The sequence below is a fragment of the Hydrogenophaga pseudoflava genome, assembly GCF_004353865.1.
Taxonomy (GTDB): Bacteria; Pseudomonadota; Gammaproteobacteria; order Burkholderiales; family Burkholderiaceae_C; genus Hydrogenophaga; species Hydrogenophaga pseudoflava.
The window spans coordinates 1222152-1239088 of the sequence record NZ_CP037867.1 but is presented as its reverse complement, the minus strand read 5'-3'; the positions used below and the strand labels follow the sequence as shown (position 1 = coordinate 1239088).

The window sequence follows — 16937 nt, the reverse complement described above, 5'->3', positions numbered from 1 at the left end:
TGTCTCCTTGGAATGGGAAGGTTCAGAAAGCGTCTTCGGCCAGATCGGCGCAGGTCAGGTCGCGCGTGCGCACCACCTGCAGCCAGGCGCCGATCTTGGGCAGTTCGTAGTGGAAGAAGAAGCGCACCGCGGCCAGGCGGCCGGTGCGGGCGCTGCTGTCGGGGGCGGCGTGCGCGGCCAGGGCGACGTCGAGCCAGATCCAGGCCAGCACCGTGTGGCCGAAGGCCTGCAGGTAGGGCACGGCGTTGGCCAGGGCCTCGGTCGGGTTGGCGGTGGCCCAGGCGGCCTTGGTGGTGGCGCCCACGTCCTGCAAGGCCTGGCCCAGCGCGTTGGCGTGCGCGGCCAGTTCGGGCACCTGGATCGCGCGTTCGATGGTGGCGTTGACGCGGCCGGCCAGCAGCGCCAGGCCCTTGCCGTTTTCCATCAGCACCTTGCGGCCCAGCAGGTCCATGCCCTGGATGCCGTGCGTGCCCTCGTGGATCATGTTCAGCCGGTTGTCGCGCCAGTACTGTTCCACCGGAAAGTCGCGCGTGTAGCCGTAGCCGCCGTGCACCTGGATTGCCAGCGAGTTCGCCTCCAGGCACCACTCGCTGGGCCAGCTCTTGGCGATCGGCGTCAGCACCTCCAGCAGCAGTCGCGCATCATCGGCCGCCTCGGGCGCGCCGGTGTGCTGTTCGTCCACCAGACGGGCGCAATAGAGTTCCAGCGCGAGCGCGCCTTCGGCGTAGCTCTTCTGCGCCAGCAGCATGCGCTTGACATCGGCGTGCTCGATGATGCGCACCTGGGGGGCGGCGGCGTCTTTTCCGCCCGATGTCACCGGCCGTCCCTGTGGTCGGTTCTTCGCGTAGTCCAGGCTCGCGTGGTAGCCCGCCATGCCCAGCATGGTGGCCGCCATGCCCACACCGATGCGGGCCTCGTTCATCATGTGGAACATGCACTGCAGGCCCTTGCCGGGTTGACCGACCAGATAACCAATTGCTCCCGCATCACCGCGCACCGGGTACTTGCCTTCGCCAAAGTTCAGCAGTGTGTTGGTGGTGCCGCGCCAGCCGCACTTGTGGTTCAGGCCGGCCAGCGCCACGTCGTTGCGCTCACCGGTCAGCTGGCCCTCGGTGTCGACCAGCTTCTTGGGCACGATGAAGAGGGAAATGCCCTTGACGCCCGGCACCAGCTTGCCGTGTTCGTCGGGGATCTTGGCCAGCACCAGGTGGACGATGTTCTCGGTGAGCTCGTGTTCACCGGCCGAGATCCACATCTTGTTGCCCTTGAGCCGGTAGCGCGGACCGAGCGGGTCGCTCTCGAAGCCGGTGCCATCGGGCACCGCACGCGTCGCCACGTCGCTCAGCGACGAACCGGCCTGCGGCTCGGAGAGGCACATGGTGCCCGACCAGCGGCCCGAGAACTCGTTGAGCGCAAACACCCGCTTCTGCGCCTCGCTGCCGTGCGCCATCAGCAGGTTGGCGTTGCCCACGGTGAGCAGGCCGCTGCCGATGGAGACCGAGGCCATCGCGAAAAACGCGTTGGCCGCGGCCTCCACCGTGTAGGGCAGCTGCATGCCGCCGATCTCGTAGTCCTGCGCTGCGCTGAGCATGCCGCTCTCGGCGTAGGCCTTCTGCGCATCGTGCGTGGCCTGCGGCAGGATCACCTTCTCGCCGTCGAAGTGCGGCTCCTGCGTGTCCACCAGCCGGTTGAAGGGCGCGTACTTCTCGCGCGCAATGCGCTCGCAGGTGTCGAGCACCGCGTCGAAAGTCTCGCGGCTGTGGTCGCTGAACCGCTCGCGCTGGTTCAGGCGCTCGACCGACAGCCAGTCGTTGAGCAGAAAGTCGATGGTGGGGCGCAGGCTCATGGTCGGCGAGAACGGTGGGTTGACGGCTTATTGCGGTTCGATCTTGGCGTCCTTGATGGCCTTGGCCCACTTGGCGGTTTCGGTCGCGCCGCGCTTGGCCAGGTCCTCGGGCGTGCCGGGTTCGACCGCAAAGCCGATGCCGGCGAACTTCTCCTGCACCTCCTTGCTGCTGGCCGCGGCGTTCGCTGCCTTGTTGAGCTTGGCGATCACATCGGCCGGCGTGCCGGCGGGCACATACATGGCGAAGTAGGCGATCAGCTCGTAGTCCTTGAGGCCCAGGGCTTCGTTGACCGTGGGCAGCTCGGGCACGGCCGGCGAGCGCTTGGTGGAGGTGACGGCCAGGCCACGCACCTTGCCGGCCTTGACCTGCGGCAGCATCACCGCGAAGTCGGCGCTGAACATCTGCACCACGCCGCCGATCAGGTCGGTCATCGCGGCGGGGCCGCTCTTGTAGGGCACGTTGGTCAGCTCGATGCCGGCCATGCCGGCGAGCATCTCGGTGGAGACCAGTTGCGAGGTGCTGGCGCTGGCGAAGTTGATGCTCTTGGGCTTGGCCTTGGCCAGGTCGACCAGTTCCTTGAGCGTCTTCGCCGGCACGTCCGGGTTCACCGCGATGATCAGCGGCACCGAGCCCATGTAGGCCACGGGCGCGAAGGCCTTGTCCTGGTCGTAGGGCAGCTGCTTCATCAGGCTCTTGAGCGCCGCGTTGGTGCTGTTGGTGCCGATCAGCAGGGTGTAGCCATCCGGCGCGGCCTTGGCCACCGCGTCGGCGCCCAGCATGCCGTTCACGCCGGGCTTGTTGTCGATCACGATGGGCTGGCCCAGGGCCTCCTGCATCTTCTGCGCGAAGGCGCGGCCGATCTGGTCGGTGGCGCTGCCGGCGGCAAACGGCACCACGGCCTTGATGGGTTTGTCCGGGTAGGTCTGCGCGAGGGCGGCAGTGCAGGCCAGTGTGGCCGCGGCGGCGGCGATGACTCGGGTCAGGGTTCGCATCGTCTTGTCTCCTTGTGGTGTGAATCGGAACTCAGTCGTCCAGCGGCAGATCCAGGATCGCCGCGCTCAGGGTCTTGCCGTGGGCGTCCAGCGCCAGCGACCGTGTGACGCCCCCGGCGAGGGCATCATGCATCACGAAGTGCACGGCATGCAGCTGTGGCAGCACGAAGCGCTGCACCTCGCCGCCCACCACGCCCGCGAAAAACGCCTGCACACGATCGGCCGTCAGCAGCCGCTCGACCAGGGGAAAGTCTGCCGGGTCCAGCGCGATCACGCTGAGCGTGGCGCGGTTGCCCTTGTCGCCGGAGCGGGCCAGGGCGATGTCCCTCAGGATGCGGCGAGGTGCGTTGTTCATGCGGCCCACTCCAGCACCTCCACCCGGGTCTGCACCGCCTCGCGCGGGATCAGCGTGGAAGCCACCGCCACCACCTCGCGCACCGACTGCGTGACACCGCCACCGGCCGCCGGCCCGTTGAGGTAGAGCGCCTCCACCTCCTGGCCCACGCGCTCGGCCTGGGCGCGCGTGGCGCAGCGCACCGCCAGCCGCACCCGCACTTCATACGGCTCGCGGTCGGCCCCCAGCGCAGCGCCGTGCATGGCGTTGACGCCGATCAGTTCGGCGCGGTGTTCGCACCCGGCGAGCGAGGGCAGCAGCCCCGTGTCGGCCAGGCGGTGGCGCAGGATGTCCAGCGCCAGCTCGCCGCGCGCGCGGGCGCCCGGCCCGGCATAGGAGATCTGGCCTTCGCCGATGAAGCCGTCGCTGTAGCCCAGGCTGACCTTCAGCTGGTCGGGCCTCGCGCGACCGTTGGCGCCGTCGACCCGCACGCGGTCCCCGCCCAGGTCGGTCAACCGCACCTGCGAGAAGTCGCCCGTCACATCGGCCTGCAGGTAGGCCGCCGGGTCTTCCACTTCGTAGAGCAGCTGGGCGGTGCAGCTGAGCCGGTCCACCCGGCCACCGGTGTCCGGCAGCTTGGTGATGACCACACCGCCGTCGGCATCCACCTCGGCGAGCGGAAAGCCCACGCGGTGCAGCTCGGGCACATCGACCCGGCCTGGGTCGGCCAGGTATCCGCCGCTGACCTGGGCCGCGCATTCGAGCAGGTGGCCAACGGCCAGGCCTTTGCCGAGCAGCGGCCAGTCGTCGGCCGCCCAGCCGAAGTGCTGCATCAGCGGCGCGAGAAACAGCGAGGGGTCGGCCACACGGCCGGTGACGACCAAGTCAGCCTTCGCTGCCAGCGCCGGCAGCAGCGCGTCGGCGCCCAGGTAGGCATTGGCCGAGATCAGCCGTCCGTCCAGCGAGCGCACCGTGTCGGCGCTGTCGAGCAGCGGCGCGTCGTTTTTCTGGACCCAGTCCAGCACGTCGTCGCCCAGAACCACCGCCACGCGCAGGCGCGGCAGCTGCAGTTCGCGCGCCACCGCCAGCGCAGCATGCCCCGCAGCCAGCGGGTTCGCCGCGCCCATGTTGGTGATGATGGTGGTGCCCTGCTGCAGGCAGGCGGGCAGCACCGCCCGCAGGCGCGCCGCCAGCAGCGGGTCGAAGCCCTGCGCCGGGTCGGCGCGGCGGCGCAGCTGCGCCAGCGCAATCGTGCGCTCGGCCAGGCATTCGAACACCAGGGCGTCCAGCTGCCCTCGCCGGGCCAGATCGACAGCCGGGTCGATGCGGTCCCCGGCGTAGCCTGCGCCTGCGCCGATCCGGTAGGGCCCCATGTGCTGAGTCTCCTGCTCGGACCGAGCGGCGCGGGTTTACAGGACTTCGAAGATGCCGGCCGCGCCCATGCCGCCGCCGATGCACATGGTCACGCAGACGCGCTTGGCGCCGCGGCGCTTGCCTTCAATCAAGGCGTGGCCCGTCAGGCGCTGGCCCGACACACCATAGGGGTGGCCGACGGCGATGGCGCCGCCGTTGACGTTCAGGCGGTCGGCCGGGATGCCCAGCTTGTCGCGGCAGTAAATCACCTGCACCGCGAAGGCCTCGTTCAGTTCCCAGAGGTCGATGTCGCTGACCTTCAGGCCCAGGCGCGAAAGCACCTTGGGGATGGCGAACACCGGGCCGATGCCCATTTCGTCGGGCTCGCAACCAGCCACCGCGAAGCCCAGGAAACGGCCCAGCGGCTTCAGGCCTTTCTTCTCGGCCAGGGTTTCGTCCATCACCACGCAGGCGCCCGCGCCGTCGCTGAACTGGCTGGCGTTGCCCGCCGACACGAGGCCACCCGGCAGCGCCGAGCGCAGGCCGTGGATGCTGTCGAAGGTGGTGCCGGGGCGGATGCCCTCGTCGTTCTCGACCGTGACCTGCTTGGTCATCAGGCCCATGACCTTGTCGGCCACGCCGGCGGTCACGGTGATGGGCGCGATCTCGGCCTTGAACAACCCAGCCTCCAGCGCAGCCGCGGCCTTCTGCTGGCTGGCGGCGCCGTACTCGTCCATGGCGTCGCGGCCGATGTTGTAGCGCTTGGCCACCTGTTCGGCGGTCTGCAGCATGTTCCAGTAGATCTCGGGCTTCTGCTTCTCCAGCGCCAGGTCCTTGAGCATGTGCTGGTTCATTTCCTGCTGCACGCAGGAAATGCTTTCCACGCCACCAGCCACATACACCGAGCCTTCGCCCGCGATGATGCGCTGGGCGGCCAGGGCAATGGTCTGCAGGCCGGAAGAGCAGAAGCGGTTGACGGTCATGCCCGAAACGGTGATGGGCAGGCCGGCCTTGAGCGCGATCTGGCGCGCGATGTTGGCGCCGGTCGCGCCTTCGGGGTTGGCGCAGCCCATGATCACGTCTTCGACTTCGGCGGCGTCGATGCCGGCGCGCTGCACGGCGTGTTGCACCGCGTGGCCACCGAGCGTGGCACCGTGGGTCATGTTGAAGGCGCCCTTCCAGCTCTTGGTCAGGGGCGTGCGGGCGGTGGAAACGATGACGGCGTTGGTCATGATGGGTTCCTCAAATCTTGATTTGTGCGGTCATCAGAAGGTCTTGCCCTCTGCAGCCAGCTTGGCGAGCAGGGGTGCGGGCGTCCAGAACTTCGCGTCGTCCAGCGGGTTCTTCGCAAAGCGCTTCATGGCCTGCACCACGTTGAACAGGCCGACCTCGTTGGCGTAGTTCAGCGGGCCGCCGCGGTGCACCGGGAAGCCGTAGCCGAAGATGTAGACCACGTCGATGTCGCTGGCCTTGTTGGCAATGCCCTCTTCCAGGATGTGGGCGGCTTCGTTGACCAGCGAGAACACCAGGCGCTGCACGATCTCTTCGTCGGAGATCTTGCGCGGCGTGATGCCCAGTGCCTTGCGGTGCTCCTCGATCATCTGCACCACCTCGGCGTTCGGGATGGCGTCGCGCTTGCCTTCGACGTAGTCGTACCAGCCCTTGCCCACCTTCTGGCCGAAGCGGCCTTTCTCGCACAGCAGGTCGGCGGTCTTGCTGTACTTCATGTCCGGCTTTTCCAGGTAGCGGCGCTTGCGGATCGCCCAGCCGATGTCGTTGCCGGCCAGATCGCCCATGCGGAACGGCCCCATGGCGAAGCCGAACTTCTCGATCGCCTTGTCCACCTGCTCGGGGGTGCAGCCTTCGTCCAGCAGGAAGCCACCCTGGCGCCCGTACTGCTCGATCATGCGGTTGCCGATGAAGCCGTCGCAGACGCCGGACACCACGGCGGTCTTCTTGATCTTCTTGGAGATGGCCATCACGGTGGCCAGCACGTCCTTGGCGGTCGCGTCACCGCGCACCACTTCCAGCAGCTTCATCACGTTGGCCGGGCTGAAGAAGTGCATGCCCACCACGTCCTGCGGGCGCTTGGTGAAGTTGGCGATCTTGTTGACGTCCAGCGTCGAGGTGTTGGAGGCCAGGATGGCACCGGGCTTCATCACACGGTCGAGTTCCTTGAACACGGCTTCCTTGACACCGATCTCCTCGAACACGGCCTCGATCACCAGGTCGGCCGAACCGATCTCGTCGTAGCTCAGCGTGGTGCTCAGCAGGCTCATGCGCTGCTCGTACTTGTCCTGCTTGAGCTTGCCCTTCTTGACCTGGGCTTCGTAGTTCTTGCGGATGGTCGCGATGCCTCGGTCCAGCGCTTCCTGCTTCATCTCCAGGATCTTCACCGGGATGCCGGCGTTGAGGAAGTTCATGGAAATGCCGCCGCCCATGGTGCCGGCGCCGATGACGGCCACCGACTGGATCTCGCGCTTGGGCGTGTCTTCCGGCACGTCGGGGATCTTGCTGGCGGCGCGCTCGGCGGTGAACAGGTGGCGCAGCGACTTGCACTCGGGCGTCCACATCAGGTTGATGAAGATCTCGCGCTCGAACACCATGCCGTCGTTGAACTTCTTCTTGGTCGCGGCCTCCACCGCGTCCACGCACTTGGCAGGCGCGGGGAAGTTCTTGGCCATGCCCTTGACCATGTTGCGCGCGAACTGGAAGTAGGCGTCGCCGTCCTTGTGCTTGCAGGGCAGGTTGCGCACCAGCGGGAAGGCGGAGCCGTCGGCGTGTTTGGCGGCCATTTCGCGGGCGAAAGCCAGCGCTTCTTCGGCCAGCGACTCGGGCGAAGCGGCCAGCTTGTCGAACAGCTTCTGGCCGGGCAGCTGGGCCAGCATCTCGCTCTTGACGGGCTCGCCGCTGACGATCATGTTCAGCGCGGCTTCCACGCCCAGCACGCGCGGCAGGCGCTGCGTGCCACCCGCGCCGGGGATCAGGCCCAGCTTCACTTCGGGCAGGGCCACGTTGCAGCCGGGGGCGGCGATGCGGTAGTGCGCGCCGAGCGCGAGTTCCAGGCCGCCGCCCATGCACACGCTGTGCACCGCCGCAACCACCGGCTTGGTGGTGTTCTCCACGCGCAGGATGACGGAGAGCAGGTTGGGTTCCTGGATCGCCTTGGGCGAGCCGAACTCGCGGATGTCGGCACCGCCCGAGAAGGCCTTGCCGGCGCCGGTCAGCACGATGGCCTTGACCGCTGCGTCGTTCTCGGCCTTCTCCAGCCCTTCGACGATGGCCTGGCGGGTGGACAGGCCCAGGCCGTTGACCGGCGGGTTGTTCAGCGTGATGACGGCGACGTCGCCGTGGACCTGGTACTCAGCGGTCATGGGGTCTCCTCTGGGGTGAAACGGGAAAACAGTTCAAAAACGAACGGTCGTGCGATTTTAGGAAAATTGTGCAGCGCGACAAGCGCCACTTGTCGCTTGCGGGTCAGACCTCAAGCCATTCCTTGCGGGTGTAGGGATCGGCACGGAGCGAATCCGGCGTGCCCTCGAACACGATGCTCCCGTGGCCCATCACCAGCGCCCGGTCCGAGATCGCCATCGCGATGGTCAGCTTCTGTTCGATCAGCAGCACCGAGATGCCGCGCGCCTTGAGCTTCTGCAGGTACTCGCCCACCAGTTCCACGATCTTGGGCGCCAGGCCCTCGGTGGGCTCGTCGATGATGATCAGGTCGGGGTCGCCCATCAGCGTGCGGCACAGGGTCAGCATCTGCTGCTCGCCGCCAGAGAGCACGCCGGCCTCGGTGTGCTGCCGCTCCTTCAGGCGCGGGAACATGGCGTACATGTCGTCGAAGCTCCAGCGCGAGCCCTTGCCGCTGCCCTTCTGGCCCAGCAGCAGGTTCTGGTGCACCGTGAGCTTGGGAAAGATCTCGCGATTCTCGGGCACGTAGCCGATGCCGCGGTGCGCGATCTCGAAGGGCTTGTGGCCGCGGATGGCCTGGCCTTTCCAGTCGATCGTGCCTTCGCAGTCGACCAGGCCCATGATGGCCTTGGCGGTGGTGGAACGGCCCGAGCCGTTGCGGCCCAGCAGCGCGACGATCTCGCCCTGCCCCACTTCAAAGCCCACGCCGTGCAGCACATGGCTCTTGCCGTAGTAGGCGTGGAGGTTCTGGATCTTCAGCATGGCGTCCCTCCTTCAGTGACCGGCCGAGGCGGCCTGCTCGTCGGCCAGCACCGAGCCCAGGTAGGCCTCCTGCACCTTGGGGTTGGCGCGCACCGCCTCGGGCGTGTCGAAGGCAATCACCTCGCCATAGACCACCACCGCGATCTTGTCGGCCAGGCCGAACACCACGCCCATGTCGTGCTCCACCGTCAGCAGGGTCTTGCCCACCGTCACCTCGCGGATCAGCTCGATGAAGCGGCTGGTCTCGCTCTTGCTCATGCCGGCCGTGGGTTCGTCCAGCAGGATCACGTTGGCGCCGCCGGCGATGGTGATGCCGATTTCCAGCGCACGCTGCTCGGCGTAGGTCAGGTTCATCGCCAGCGTGTCGCGCTTCCGGTCGAGCCGGATCATCTTCATCAGCTCCTCGGCCCGGTCGTTGGCGTCGGTCAGGTCGGCCAGGAAGCGGAACAGCGTGTAGCGGTAGCCCAGGCTCCAGAGCACGCTGCAGCGCAGGTTCTCGAACACGCTGAGCTTGGGGAAGATGTTGGTGATCTGGAAGCTGCGCGAGAGGCCCAGGCGGTTGATCTCAAAGGGCTTCTTGCCGTCGATGCGGGTGCCGTTGAGGACCACCTCGCCGCTGCTGGGCGCGAAGCGGCCCGAGATCAGGTTGAACAGCGTGGACTTGCCCGCGCCGTTGGGGCCGATGATGGCCACGCGCTCGCCGGCGCGCACGGCCAGGTTGGCGCCGCGGATGATCTCGGTCTTGCCGAAGCTCTTGCGCAGATCGCGCAGCTCCAGCGCATAGCCACCCGAATGCACATGGCTCATGGCCTGCTCGTGCGGCCGCACGGGGGTGTTGGTCGCGGTGCTCATTCCGTCTCCCGGCGCTTGATCTCTTTTTCGATGTCGGTCTGGATGGCCGACCACTGGGCGGCAAACTGGCGCCGGGCGATCTCGAACACGCCCAGGCAGGTCAGCGTGACGAACACCGCGCCGAACCAGGTCGTGCCGGCGCGCGTGTCCAGCTCCACGCCAAGGTACTTCACCGTGTCGCCCAGGGCCGCGTTCAGCTGCAGGTGGTAGATCATCTCGACCATCGAGCCGGCCCCCAGCAGCACCAGCACCGCTGCCACGCCCAGCACCACATAGGACACCCAGATCTCACGCAGCCGGCCAAAGGACGCCACGCGCAGGTTCATCATGATCAGGCTGGCGATGCCGCCCGGCGCGTACATCACCATGAACAGGAAGATCAGGCCCAGGTAGAGCAGCCAGGCCTTGGTCAGCTCCGACAGCAGCACCGCGGCCAGCACCATCAGCACGCCTCCGATGATGGGGCCGAAGAAGAAGGTGGCGCCGCCCAGGAAGGTGAACAGCAGGTAGCCGCCGGAGCGCGCCGCGCCCACCACCTCGGCCGTGACGATCTCGAAGTTGATGGCGCCCAGGCCGCCTGCGATGCCGGCGAAGAAGCCCGCGATCATGAAGGCCAGGTAGCGCACCTTCTGCGTGTTGTAGCCGATGAACTCGACCCGTTCCGGGTTGTCGCGCACGGCGTTCAGGATGCGGCCCAGCGGCGTGCGCGTGAACGCGAACATGAGCGCCACACAGACGAAGGTGTAGACCGCGATCAGGTAGTACACCTGCACCGGCGGGCCGAACGTGATGCCCATGAAGGGTTCACCCACCACACGGTTTCCCGAGACACCGGCCTCGCCGCCGAAGAAGTCGGAAAACATCAGCGACATCGCGAACACCAGTTCGGCCATGCCCAGCGTGATCATGGCGAACGGCGTGCCGGCCTTCTTGGTCGTCACGTAGCCGAACAGGACGGCAAAGAACAGGCCGGCGAAACCGCCCACCACCGGGATCAGGCTGACCGGGATCGGCCACTGCCCGTCCGACACCACGTTGAGCGCATGGATCGCGACATAGCTGCCCAGGCCGGTGTAGACCGCATGGCCGAAGCTGAGCATGCCGCCCTGCCCGAGCAGGATGTTGTAGGACAGGCAGGCGATGATGGCGATGCCCATCTGCGTGAGCATGGTGACCGACAGGTTGCTGGTGAACAGCATCGGTGCCACGGCCAGCACGATGGCGAACAACGACCAGACGATCCAGCGGCCGACGTTCCAGGGTTTGAATTCGTAGTGCGTCTTGCTCATGGTCGTTCAACCCTCCCGGGTGCCCAGAAGACCCTTGGGCCGGAAGATCAGGATCAGCACCAGGAACAGGTAGGGCAGGATCGGCGCCACCTGCGACAGCGTGAGCTTGAGCACCGCGTTGTTCAACGCTGCGTCGGACAGCTGCATGCCCAGCTGCTGCGCCACGCTCACGAAGGAATGGTCCATGCCCACCGCGAAAGTCTGGATGACGCCGATCAGCAGCGAAGCCAGGAACGCGCCCGACAGCGAGCCCATGCCGCCCACCACCACCACCACGAAGATCACCGAGCCCACCGAGGCGGCCATGGCCGGCTCGGTCACGAAGGTGCTGCCACCGATCACGCCCGCAAGACCGGCCAGCCCCGTTCCGGCGCCGAACACCAGCATGAACACCCGCGGCACGTTGTGGCCCAGGGATTCGACCATTTCGGGGTGCGTCAGCGCCGCCTGGATCACCAGGCCGATGCGTGTGCGCGTGAGCAGCAGCCACAGCGACACCAGCATCAGCACCGCGATGCCCATCATGAGAGCCCGTGTGGCCGGGAACGGCGTGCAGATCACGCCCTCGGCGCTGCAGACCGCCTGACCGGCGGCGCCGAGCATCATGCCCAGACTGTCATCGGCGTGGTGCACCAGCGTGAACGCAGGCCCACGCAGCACATCGGGCGGCACGAACTCGACCGCTGTGCGGCCCCAGACCAGCTGCACCAGCTCCAGGACGATGTAGGACAGGCCGAAGGTGACCAGCAGTTCGGGCACATGACCGAACTTGTGCACCTTGCGCAGCGACAAGCGCTCGAACAGCGCCCCCAGCAGGCCCACGGCCAGCGGCGCGACCACCAGCGCCGGCCAGAAGCCGATCAGCCCCGAGAGCGTGTAGCCGATGTAGGCGCCGACCATGTAGAAGCTGGCGTGCGCAAAGTTGAGCACGCCCATCATGCTGAAGATGAGCGTCAGCCCCGAGCTCAACATGAACAGCAGCAAGCCGTAGCTCACGCCGTTGAGCATGGAGATGATGAAGAACTCCATGAAACAGGCCTTTCGAGGGCGAAGCGGTTGGGAGAGGGGAAACGGAAGCGGACCGAGTATGGCCGCTCAGGCCACCGGTTTCACGCCGTCCACACGACACTCGACGGCGGAGCGAGGTGCCTGCTTCCAGAACGCGGCGGAACCGGCTCCGCCGGGCCGCTCGCGTTGCCCCCTGGAGGGGGTGACGCGAAGCGGCGCGGGGGTGTCAGCTCAACCCGGCCGCTTCATCTGGCAGCTGGTCGGCGTGCTGGACACGTAGGACGGGAACTCCTTGACCGGGGCCAGCGTCATGCCCGTGTTTTCCGGGCTGTAGGGGTACTTTTTGTCGGCTTTCTGCCAGACCGTCAGGTACAGCGGCTGCTGCAGCTGGTGGTCAACCTTGCGCATCTCGACTTCACCGTTGTAGTTGGCGACCTTCAGGCCTTCCATCACGGGCGCGACCTTCACCGGATCGGTGGACTTGGCCTTGGCGATCGCCTGACTCAGCACGTTCAGCGCGCTCGGGATCGCGCCAGTGAACATGTCGTCGTTGTACTTGGCCTTGAAGTCGGCCATCCACTGGCCCATCTGCCCGCCCATGTTGTAGTGCGAGTAGGCCACCTGGAACACCCGGCCCTCGCCGCCCTGGCCGAGCGCCGTGGGCGTGCCGGTCACACCGGTGTAGTAGGTGTAGAACTTGCCGGTGTAGCCGCCTTCGTTGGCCGCCTTGACCAGCAGTGCGAGATCGGAACCCCAGTTGCCCGTGATCACCGTGTCCGCGCCCGAGGCCTTGATCTTGGCGATGTAGGGCGCGAAATCGCGCACCTGGGCCAGCGGGTGAAGGTCCTCGCCGACGACCTTCACATCCGGGCGCTTGCGTGCCAGGTTTTCCTTGGCGAACTTGGCGACCTGCTGGCCGTGCGAGTAGTTCTGGTTGAGCAGGTAGACATTCTTGACATCCTTCTGGTCCTTCATGAAGGTCGTCATGGCCTCCATCTTCATGGAGGTGTCGGCGTCGAAACGGAAATGCCAGTAGCTGCACTTGCTGTTGGTGAAGTCCGGATCGACCGCGGCGTAGTTGAGGAGGATCACCTCTTTGCCGGGGTTGCGCTCGTTGTGCTTGTTGATCGCATCGATCAGCGCGCCGGCCACCGAGGAACCGTTGCCCTGGGTGATGTAGCGCACGCCCTGGTCCAGCGCGGCCTTGAGAGCGTTCAGGCTCTCGGCCGGGCTGAGCTTGTTGTCAAAGGCCACAATCTCGTACTTCACGCCGGCCGGGTTGTTGGCGCTGAACTTCTCGGCAAAGAACTGCCAGCTGCGCATCTGGTTCAGGCCCAGCGGGCCCATCAGGCCCGTCTGAGGATCGATCAGCGCGATCTTGACCGTCTCGCCCTTCTGGGCGTGGGCGGCTCCGAGTGCCAGAAGGAGGACGGCGGCGGCGACGGTCTGCTGTGCGAACTTCACGTGAGGTCTCCTTGAGATGGTGAAAACCGCAGCGTAGCGCCGTACCTCTGCACGCCGCTCAGGGAATGCCCTATGCGCTATCGCACAGGCGACTCTGCTTGCACTTCCGTAGCGCAGCAGGTCGCCTGCGCGACGTTTTCAGAGGCCCGGCAACTTGTAACCGGCGAGCTGCTGGCGCAGCGTCATCTTCTGCATCTTGCCGGTCGCACCCAGCGGGATCGCATCGACAAAGACCACGTCGTCGGGCACCTGCCACTTGGCGATCTTGCCTTCGTAGAAGGCCAGCAGCTCGTCGCGCGTGACCTCGGTGCCGGGCTTCTTCACCACCACCACGATGGGCCGCTCGTCCCACTTGGGGTGCTTCATGCCGATGCAGGCGGCCATGGCCACGGCGGGGTGCGCCATGGCGATGTTCTCGACGTCGATGGAGCTGATCCACTCGCCGCCGGACTTGATCACGTCCTTGCTGCGGTCGGTGATCTGCATGAAACCGTCGGCATCGATGGTGGCCACGTCACCGGTGGGGAACCAGCCCCGGCCGGCCGCGTCGTACTGCAGCGGGTCACCGCCCTCGCCCTTGAAGTAGCTGGCGATGATCCAGGGGCCGCGCACCAGCAGGTCGCCGTAGGCCTTGCCGTCCCAGGGCTGCTCTTCGCCCAGCTCGTTGACGATCTTCATGTCCACGCCGAAAACGCTGCGGCCCTGCTTCAGGCGCACCTTCATCTTCTCGTCGGCCGGCAGCGCGACCTGCGCGTTCTTGAGCGTGCAGACCGTGCCCAGCGGGCTCATCTCGGTCATGCCCCAGGCGTGCAGCACCTCGACACCGTACTGGTCGTTGAAGGCCGCGATCATGGCCGGCGGGCAGGCCGATCCACCGATGACGGTGCGCTTGAGCGTGCTGAACTTGACGCCGTTCTGCTGCATGTGGCCCAGCAGCATCTGCCACACCGTGGGCACGCCCGCAGCCATGGTGACCTGCTCGCCTTCGATCAGTTCGTAGACCGACTTGCCGTCCAGCGCGGGGCCGGGGAAGACCAGCTTGCAGCCCACGGCCGCGGCCGAATACGGCAGGCCCCAGGCGTTGACGTGGAACATGGGCACCACGGGCAGGATGGCATCGCGCGCCGAGCAGCCCAGCGCATCGGGCAGCGCAGCGCCGTAGGCGTGCAGCAGCGTGGAGCGGTGCGAGTACACGGCGCCCTTGGGGTTGCCGGTGGTGCCGCTGGTGTAGCACATGCTGGATGCGCAGTTCTCGTCGAACTCGGGCCAGGTGTAGGTGTCGGTTGCCCCGCCGATCCAGGCCTCGTAGCTGAGCAGGCCGGGGATACCGGTGTCGGCCGGCAGCTTGTCGGCGTCGCACAGCGCGATCCAGTGCTTGACGCCTGGGCACTTGGCGTGCACGGCCTGCACCAGCGGCAGGAAGCTCATGTCGAAGCACAAGGCCCGGTCGTCGGCGTGGTTGACGATCCAGACCAGCTGCTCGGGGTGCAGGCGCGGGTTGAGCGTGTGCAGCACGCGGCCCGAACCGCTGACACCGAAATACAGCTCCAGGTGCCGGTAGCCGTTCCAGGCCAGGGTACCCACGCGGTCGCCGAACGACAGGTGCAGGCTGTCCAGCGCGTTGGCCACGCGGCGCGCACGGGCAGCGACCTGGCCCCAGGTGGTGCGGTGGATGTCGCCCTCGACCCGCCGCGAGACGATTTCGGTGCTGTGGTGGTGGCGGTCCGCATGGACGATGAGGTTGGAAATCAGCAGCGGTTGGCTTTGCATCTGGCCCAGCATGGGGTATCTCCTGTGTGTGCCGCCCAAAAAAGAACGGTCGTTCGTTTTGAAACCCCACATCATGCCCGAAACCGGGCGGGCTTCCCAGCATGGACGGGCGGTCTGTGCGTCTTCCGCGGGACTCCGCGAGGGCGCTTCTGCGTACTTCCACGTAGGCCTGGCGCCGCGTCCTGTGACAGAGTCGAAGGCTGCCACTCTCTCCTCCTGCGCATGCCCGACTCCCCTCCCGACACCTCGCCGGTGGCCCCGCTGAAGCATCTGGACTTCCGCATGCTGTGGTTCGCCTGGCTGTTTGCCAACGTCTGCATGTGGATGAACGATGTGGCGGCGGCCTGGATGATGACGTCACTGACCGAAAAGCCCATCTGGGTGGCCCTGGTCCAGACCGCGTCGACCCTGCCGGTCTTCCTGCTGGGTCTGCCCAGCGGTGCACTGGCCGACGGACTGGACCGCAAGCGCTACTTCCTCGTCACACAGCTCTGGGTCGCGACCGTCGCTTCGGTGCTGAGCGTGCTCGTGTTCCTCGACATGGTCACACCCATGGTGCTGCTGGCCCTGACCTTCGCCAACGGCGTCGGCCTGGCCATGCGCTGGCCGGTGTTCGCCGCCATCGTTCCCGAACTTGTACCGCGCCAGCAGCTGCCGGCGGCCCTGGCCCTGAACGGGGTGTCGATGAACGCGTCCCGCATCCTCGGACCGCTGCTGGCCGGCGCCCTGATCGCCAGCGCCGGCAGCGCCTGGGTTTTCCTGCTGAACGCCGTGCTGTCCCTCGGGGCCGCGGTGATCATCAGCCGCTGGCAGCGCGAGCATGTGCCCAACCCGCTTGGCCGCGAGCGCCTCCTGTCCGCCATGCGGGTGGGCCTGCAGCATGTGCTGCAGTCTGAAACACTCAAGGGCGCGCTGCTGCGCATCGCCATCTTCTTCTTCCATTCCACCGCGCTGATGGCCCTTCTGCCCCTGCTGGCCAGGGGCATGGACGGCGGTGGCGCGGGCATGTTCACCCTGCTGCTGGCCTCCATGGGCGCCGGCGCCATCGCCTCCACCGCGTTTCTGCCGCGGCTGCGCAAGCGCTACAGCCGCGACGGCCTGGTCTTCCGCGGCGCCGCGCTGCAGGCCGCCTCGATGGCGGTGATGGCGGTGGTCACCTCGCCCTGGCTCGCGGTGCCGGCCATGTTCCTGGGCGGCGCGGCCTGGATCACCACCGCCAACACCCTGAGCGTGACCATGCAGATGAACCTGCCGGACTGGGTCCGCGCGCGGGGCATGTCCATCTACCAGATGGCCATCATGGGCGCCAGCGCCGCGGGCGCCGCGCTGTGGGGCCAGATCGCCACCGCCACGGACGTGCGCACCTGCCTGGCCATCGCCGCGGTGTCGGGCCTGCTGGTCATGTGGGGGGTCAACCGCTTCCGGCCGGACACCAGCCAGCCCGCGGACCTCACACCCAGAAGGGTTTTTTCGCTGCCGACCAACGACGCGCCGCCCTCGGACGGGCGGGTGCTGATCACCATCGAGTACCAGATCGATCCGGCCCGGATCGCCGAATTCCGGGAGCTCATGCTCACCGAAGGCCGCAGCGGCCGGCTGCGCCACGGCGCGCGCTCCTGGGAACTGCTGCACGACCTCAACGACCCGGGGCGCTTTGTCGAAATGATCGTGGACGAATCCTGGACCGACCACCTGCGGCGTTTCGAACGCGTCACCGCCGCGGACGAGGCGCTGCGGCTGCGCAAGCTGGCCTTCCACATCGGCGAGGCGCCGCCGCTGGTGCGCCGCAGCCTGATGGAAACCACGGTGGATCAGGGCTGAAGCCTGCACGCTCGCAGCCCTGCAGGCACAATGC

At 66.9% G+C, this 16937-nt stretch carries 13 protein-coding genes; 1 reads left to right on the top strand and 12 read right to left on the bottom strand.

Annotation, left to right across the window (positions count from 1 at the left end; genetic code table 11):
• Nucleotides 1–22: 22 nt before the first annotated feature.
• The 12 genes from HPF_RS06065 to HPF_RS06010 all read right to left on the bottom strand — a co-directional run bounded on the left by HPF_RS06065 (nucleotide 23) and on the right by HPF_RS06010 (nucleotide 15094).
• Nucleotides 23–1846, bottom strand: coding sequence for an acyl-CoA dehydrogenase (locus HPF_RS06065; RefSeq protein WP_133156046.1), 1824 nt, complete (start codon nucleotides 1844–1846; stop codon nucleotides 23–25).
• A 27-nt stretch (nucleotides 1847–1873) separates the two neighbouring features.
• Nucleotides 1874–2839: a Bug family tripartite tricarboxylate transporter substrate binding protein gene (locus HPF_RS06060; protein ID WP_133156045.1), complete on the bottom strand. Its 966-nt coding sequence runs from the start codon at nucleotides 2837–2839 to the stop codon at nucleotides 1874–1876.
• Nucleotides 2840–2870: 31 nt separating this feature from the next.
• Complete coding sequence (locus tag HPF_RS06055) at nucleotides 2871–3194, bottom strand: AtuA-related protein (protein WP_133156044.1); 324 nt, start codon at nucleotides 3192–3194, stop codon at nucleotides 2871–2873.
• On the bottom strand, nucleotides 3191–4546 hold the full coding sequence (locus HPF_RS06050) for an acyclic terpene utilization AtuA family protein (protein ID WP_133156043.1): 1356 nt from the start codon (nucleotides 4544–4546) through the stop codon (nucleotides 3191–3193). Before HPF_RS06050 ends, HPF_RS06055 begins: the two co-directional genes overlap by 4 nt.
• 36 nt (nucleotides 4547–4582) lie before the next feature.
• Nucleotides 4583–5758, bottom strand: a complete 1176-nt coding sequence (locus HPF_RS06045) for an acetyl-CoA C-acyltransferase (RefSeq protein WP_133156042.1) — start codon at nucleotides 5756–5758, stop codon at nucleotides 4583–4585.
• Nucleotides 5759–5791: 33 nt separating this feature from the next.
• Nucleotides 5792–7900: a 3-hydroxyacyl-CoA dehydrogenase NAD-binding domain-containing protein gene (locus HPF_RS06040; RefSeq protein WP_127803118.1), complete on the bottom strand. Its 2109-nt coding sequence runs from the start codon at nucleotides 7898–7900 to the stop codon at nucleotides 5792–5794.
• 103 nt (nucleotides 7901–8003) lie between these two features.
• Complete coding sequence (locus HPF_RS06035) at nucleotides 8004–8699, bottom strand: ABC transporter ATP-binding protein (RefSeq protein WP_133156041.1); 696 nt, start codon at nucleotides 8697–8699, stop codon at nucleotides 8004–8006.
• A 12-nt stretch (nucleotides 8700–8711) separates the two neighbouring features.
• Nucleotides 8712–9506 (bottom strand): ABC transporter ATP-binding protein, encoded by a 795-nt coding sequence (locus HPF_RS06030; RefSeq protein WP_133158037.1) that lies wholly within the window; start codon nucleotides 9504–9506, stop codon nucleotides 8712–8714.
• Between the two features lie 41 nt (nucleotides 9507–9547).
• Nucleotides 9548–10840: a branched-chain amino acid ABC transporter permease gene (locus HPF_RS06025; RefSeq protein WP_133156040.1), complete on the bottom strand. Its 1293-nt coding sequence runs from the start codon at nucleotides 10838–10840 to the stop codon at nucleotides 9548–9550.
• Nucleotides 10841–10846: 6 nt separating this feature from the next.
• Nucleotides 10847–11869 (bottom strand): branched-chain amino acid ABC transporter permease, encoded by a 1023-nt coding sequence (locus tag HPF_RS06020; protein ID WP_066156467.1) that lies wholly within the window; start codon nucleotides 11867–11869, stop codon nucleotides 10847–10849.
• A 210-nt stretch (nucleotides 11870–12079) separates the two neighbouring features.
• Entirely contained in the window at nucleotides 12080–13312 is a 1233-nt protein-coding gene (locus tag HPF_RS06015; protein WP_066156464.1) for a branched-chain amino acid ABC transporter substrate-binding protein, read from the bottom strand.
• A gap of 138 nt (nucleotides 13313–13450) precedes the next feature.
• Nucleotides 13451–15094 carry a 3-(methylthio)propionyl-CoA ligase gene (locus HPF_RS06010; RefSeq protein WP_127803126.1) on the bottom strand — a complete coding sequence of 548 codons (1644 nt, stop codon included), beginning with the start codon at nucleotides 15092–15094 and terminating at the stop codon, nucleotides 13451–13453.
• Between the two features lie 210 nt (nucleotides 15095–15304).
• On the opposite strand from HPF_RS06010, the gene HPF_RS06005 reads away from it, so the two are divergent.
• Complete coding sequence (locus HPF_RS06005) at nucleotides 15305–16903, top strand: MFS transporter (protein WP_133156039.1); 1599 nt, start codon at nucleotides 15305–15307, stop codon at nucleotides 16901–16903.
• The last annotated feature ends 34 nt before the right edge of the window (nucleotides 16904–16937 follow it).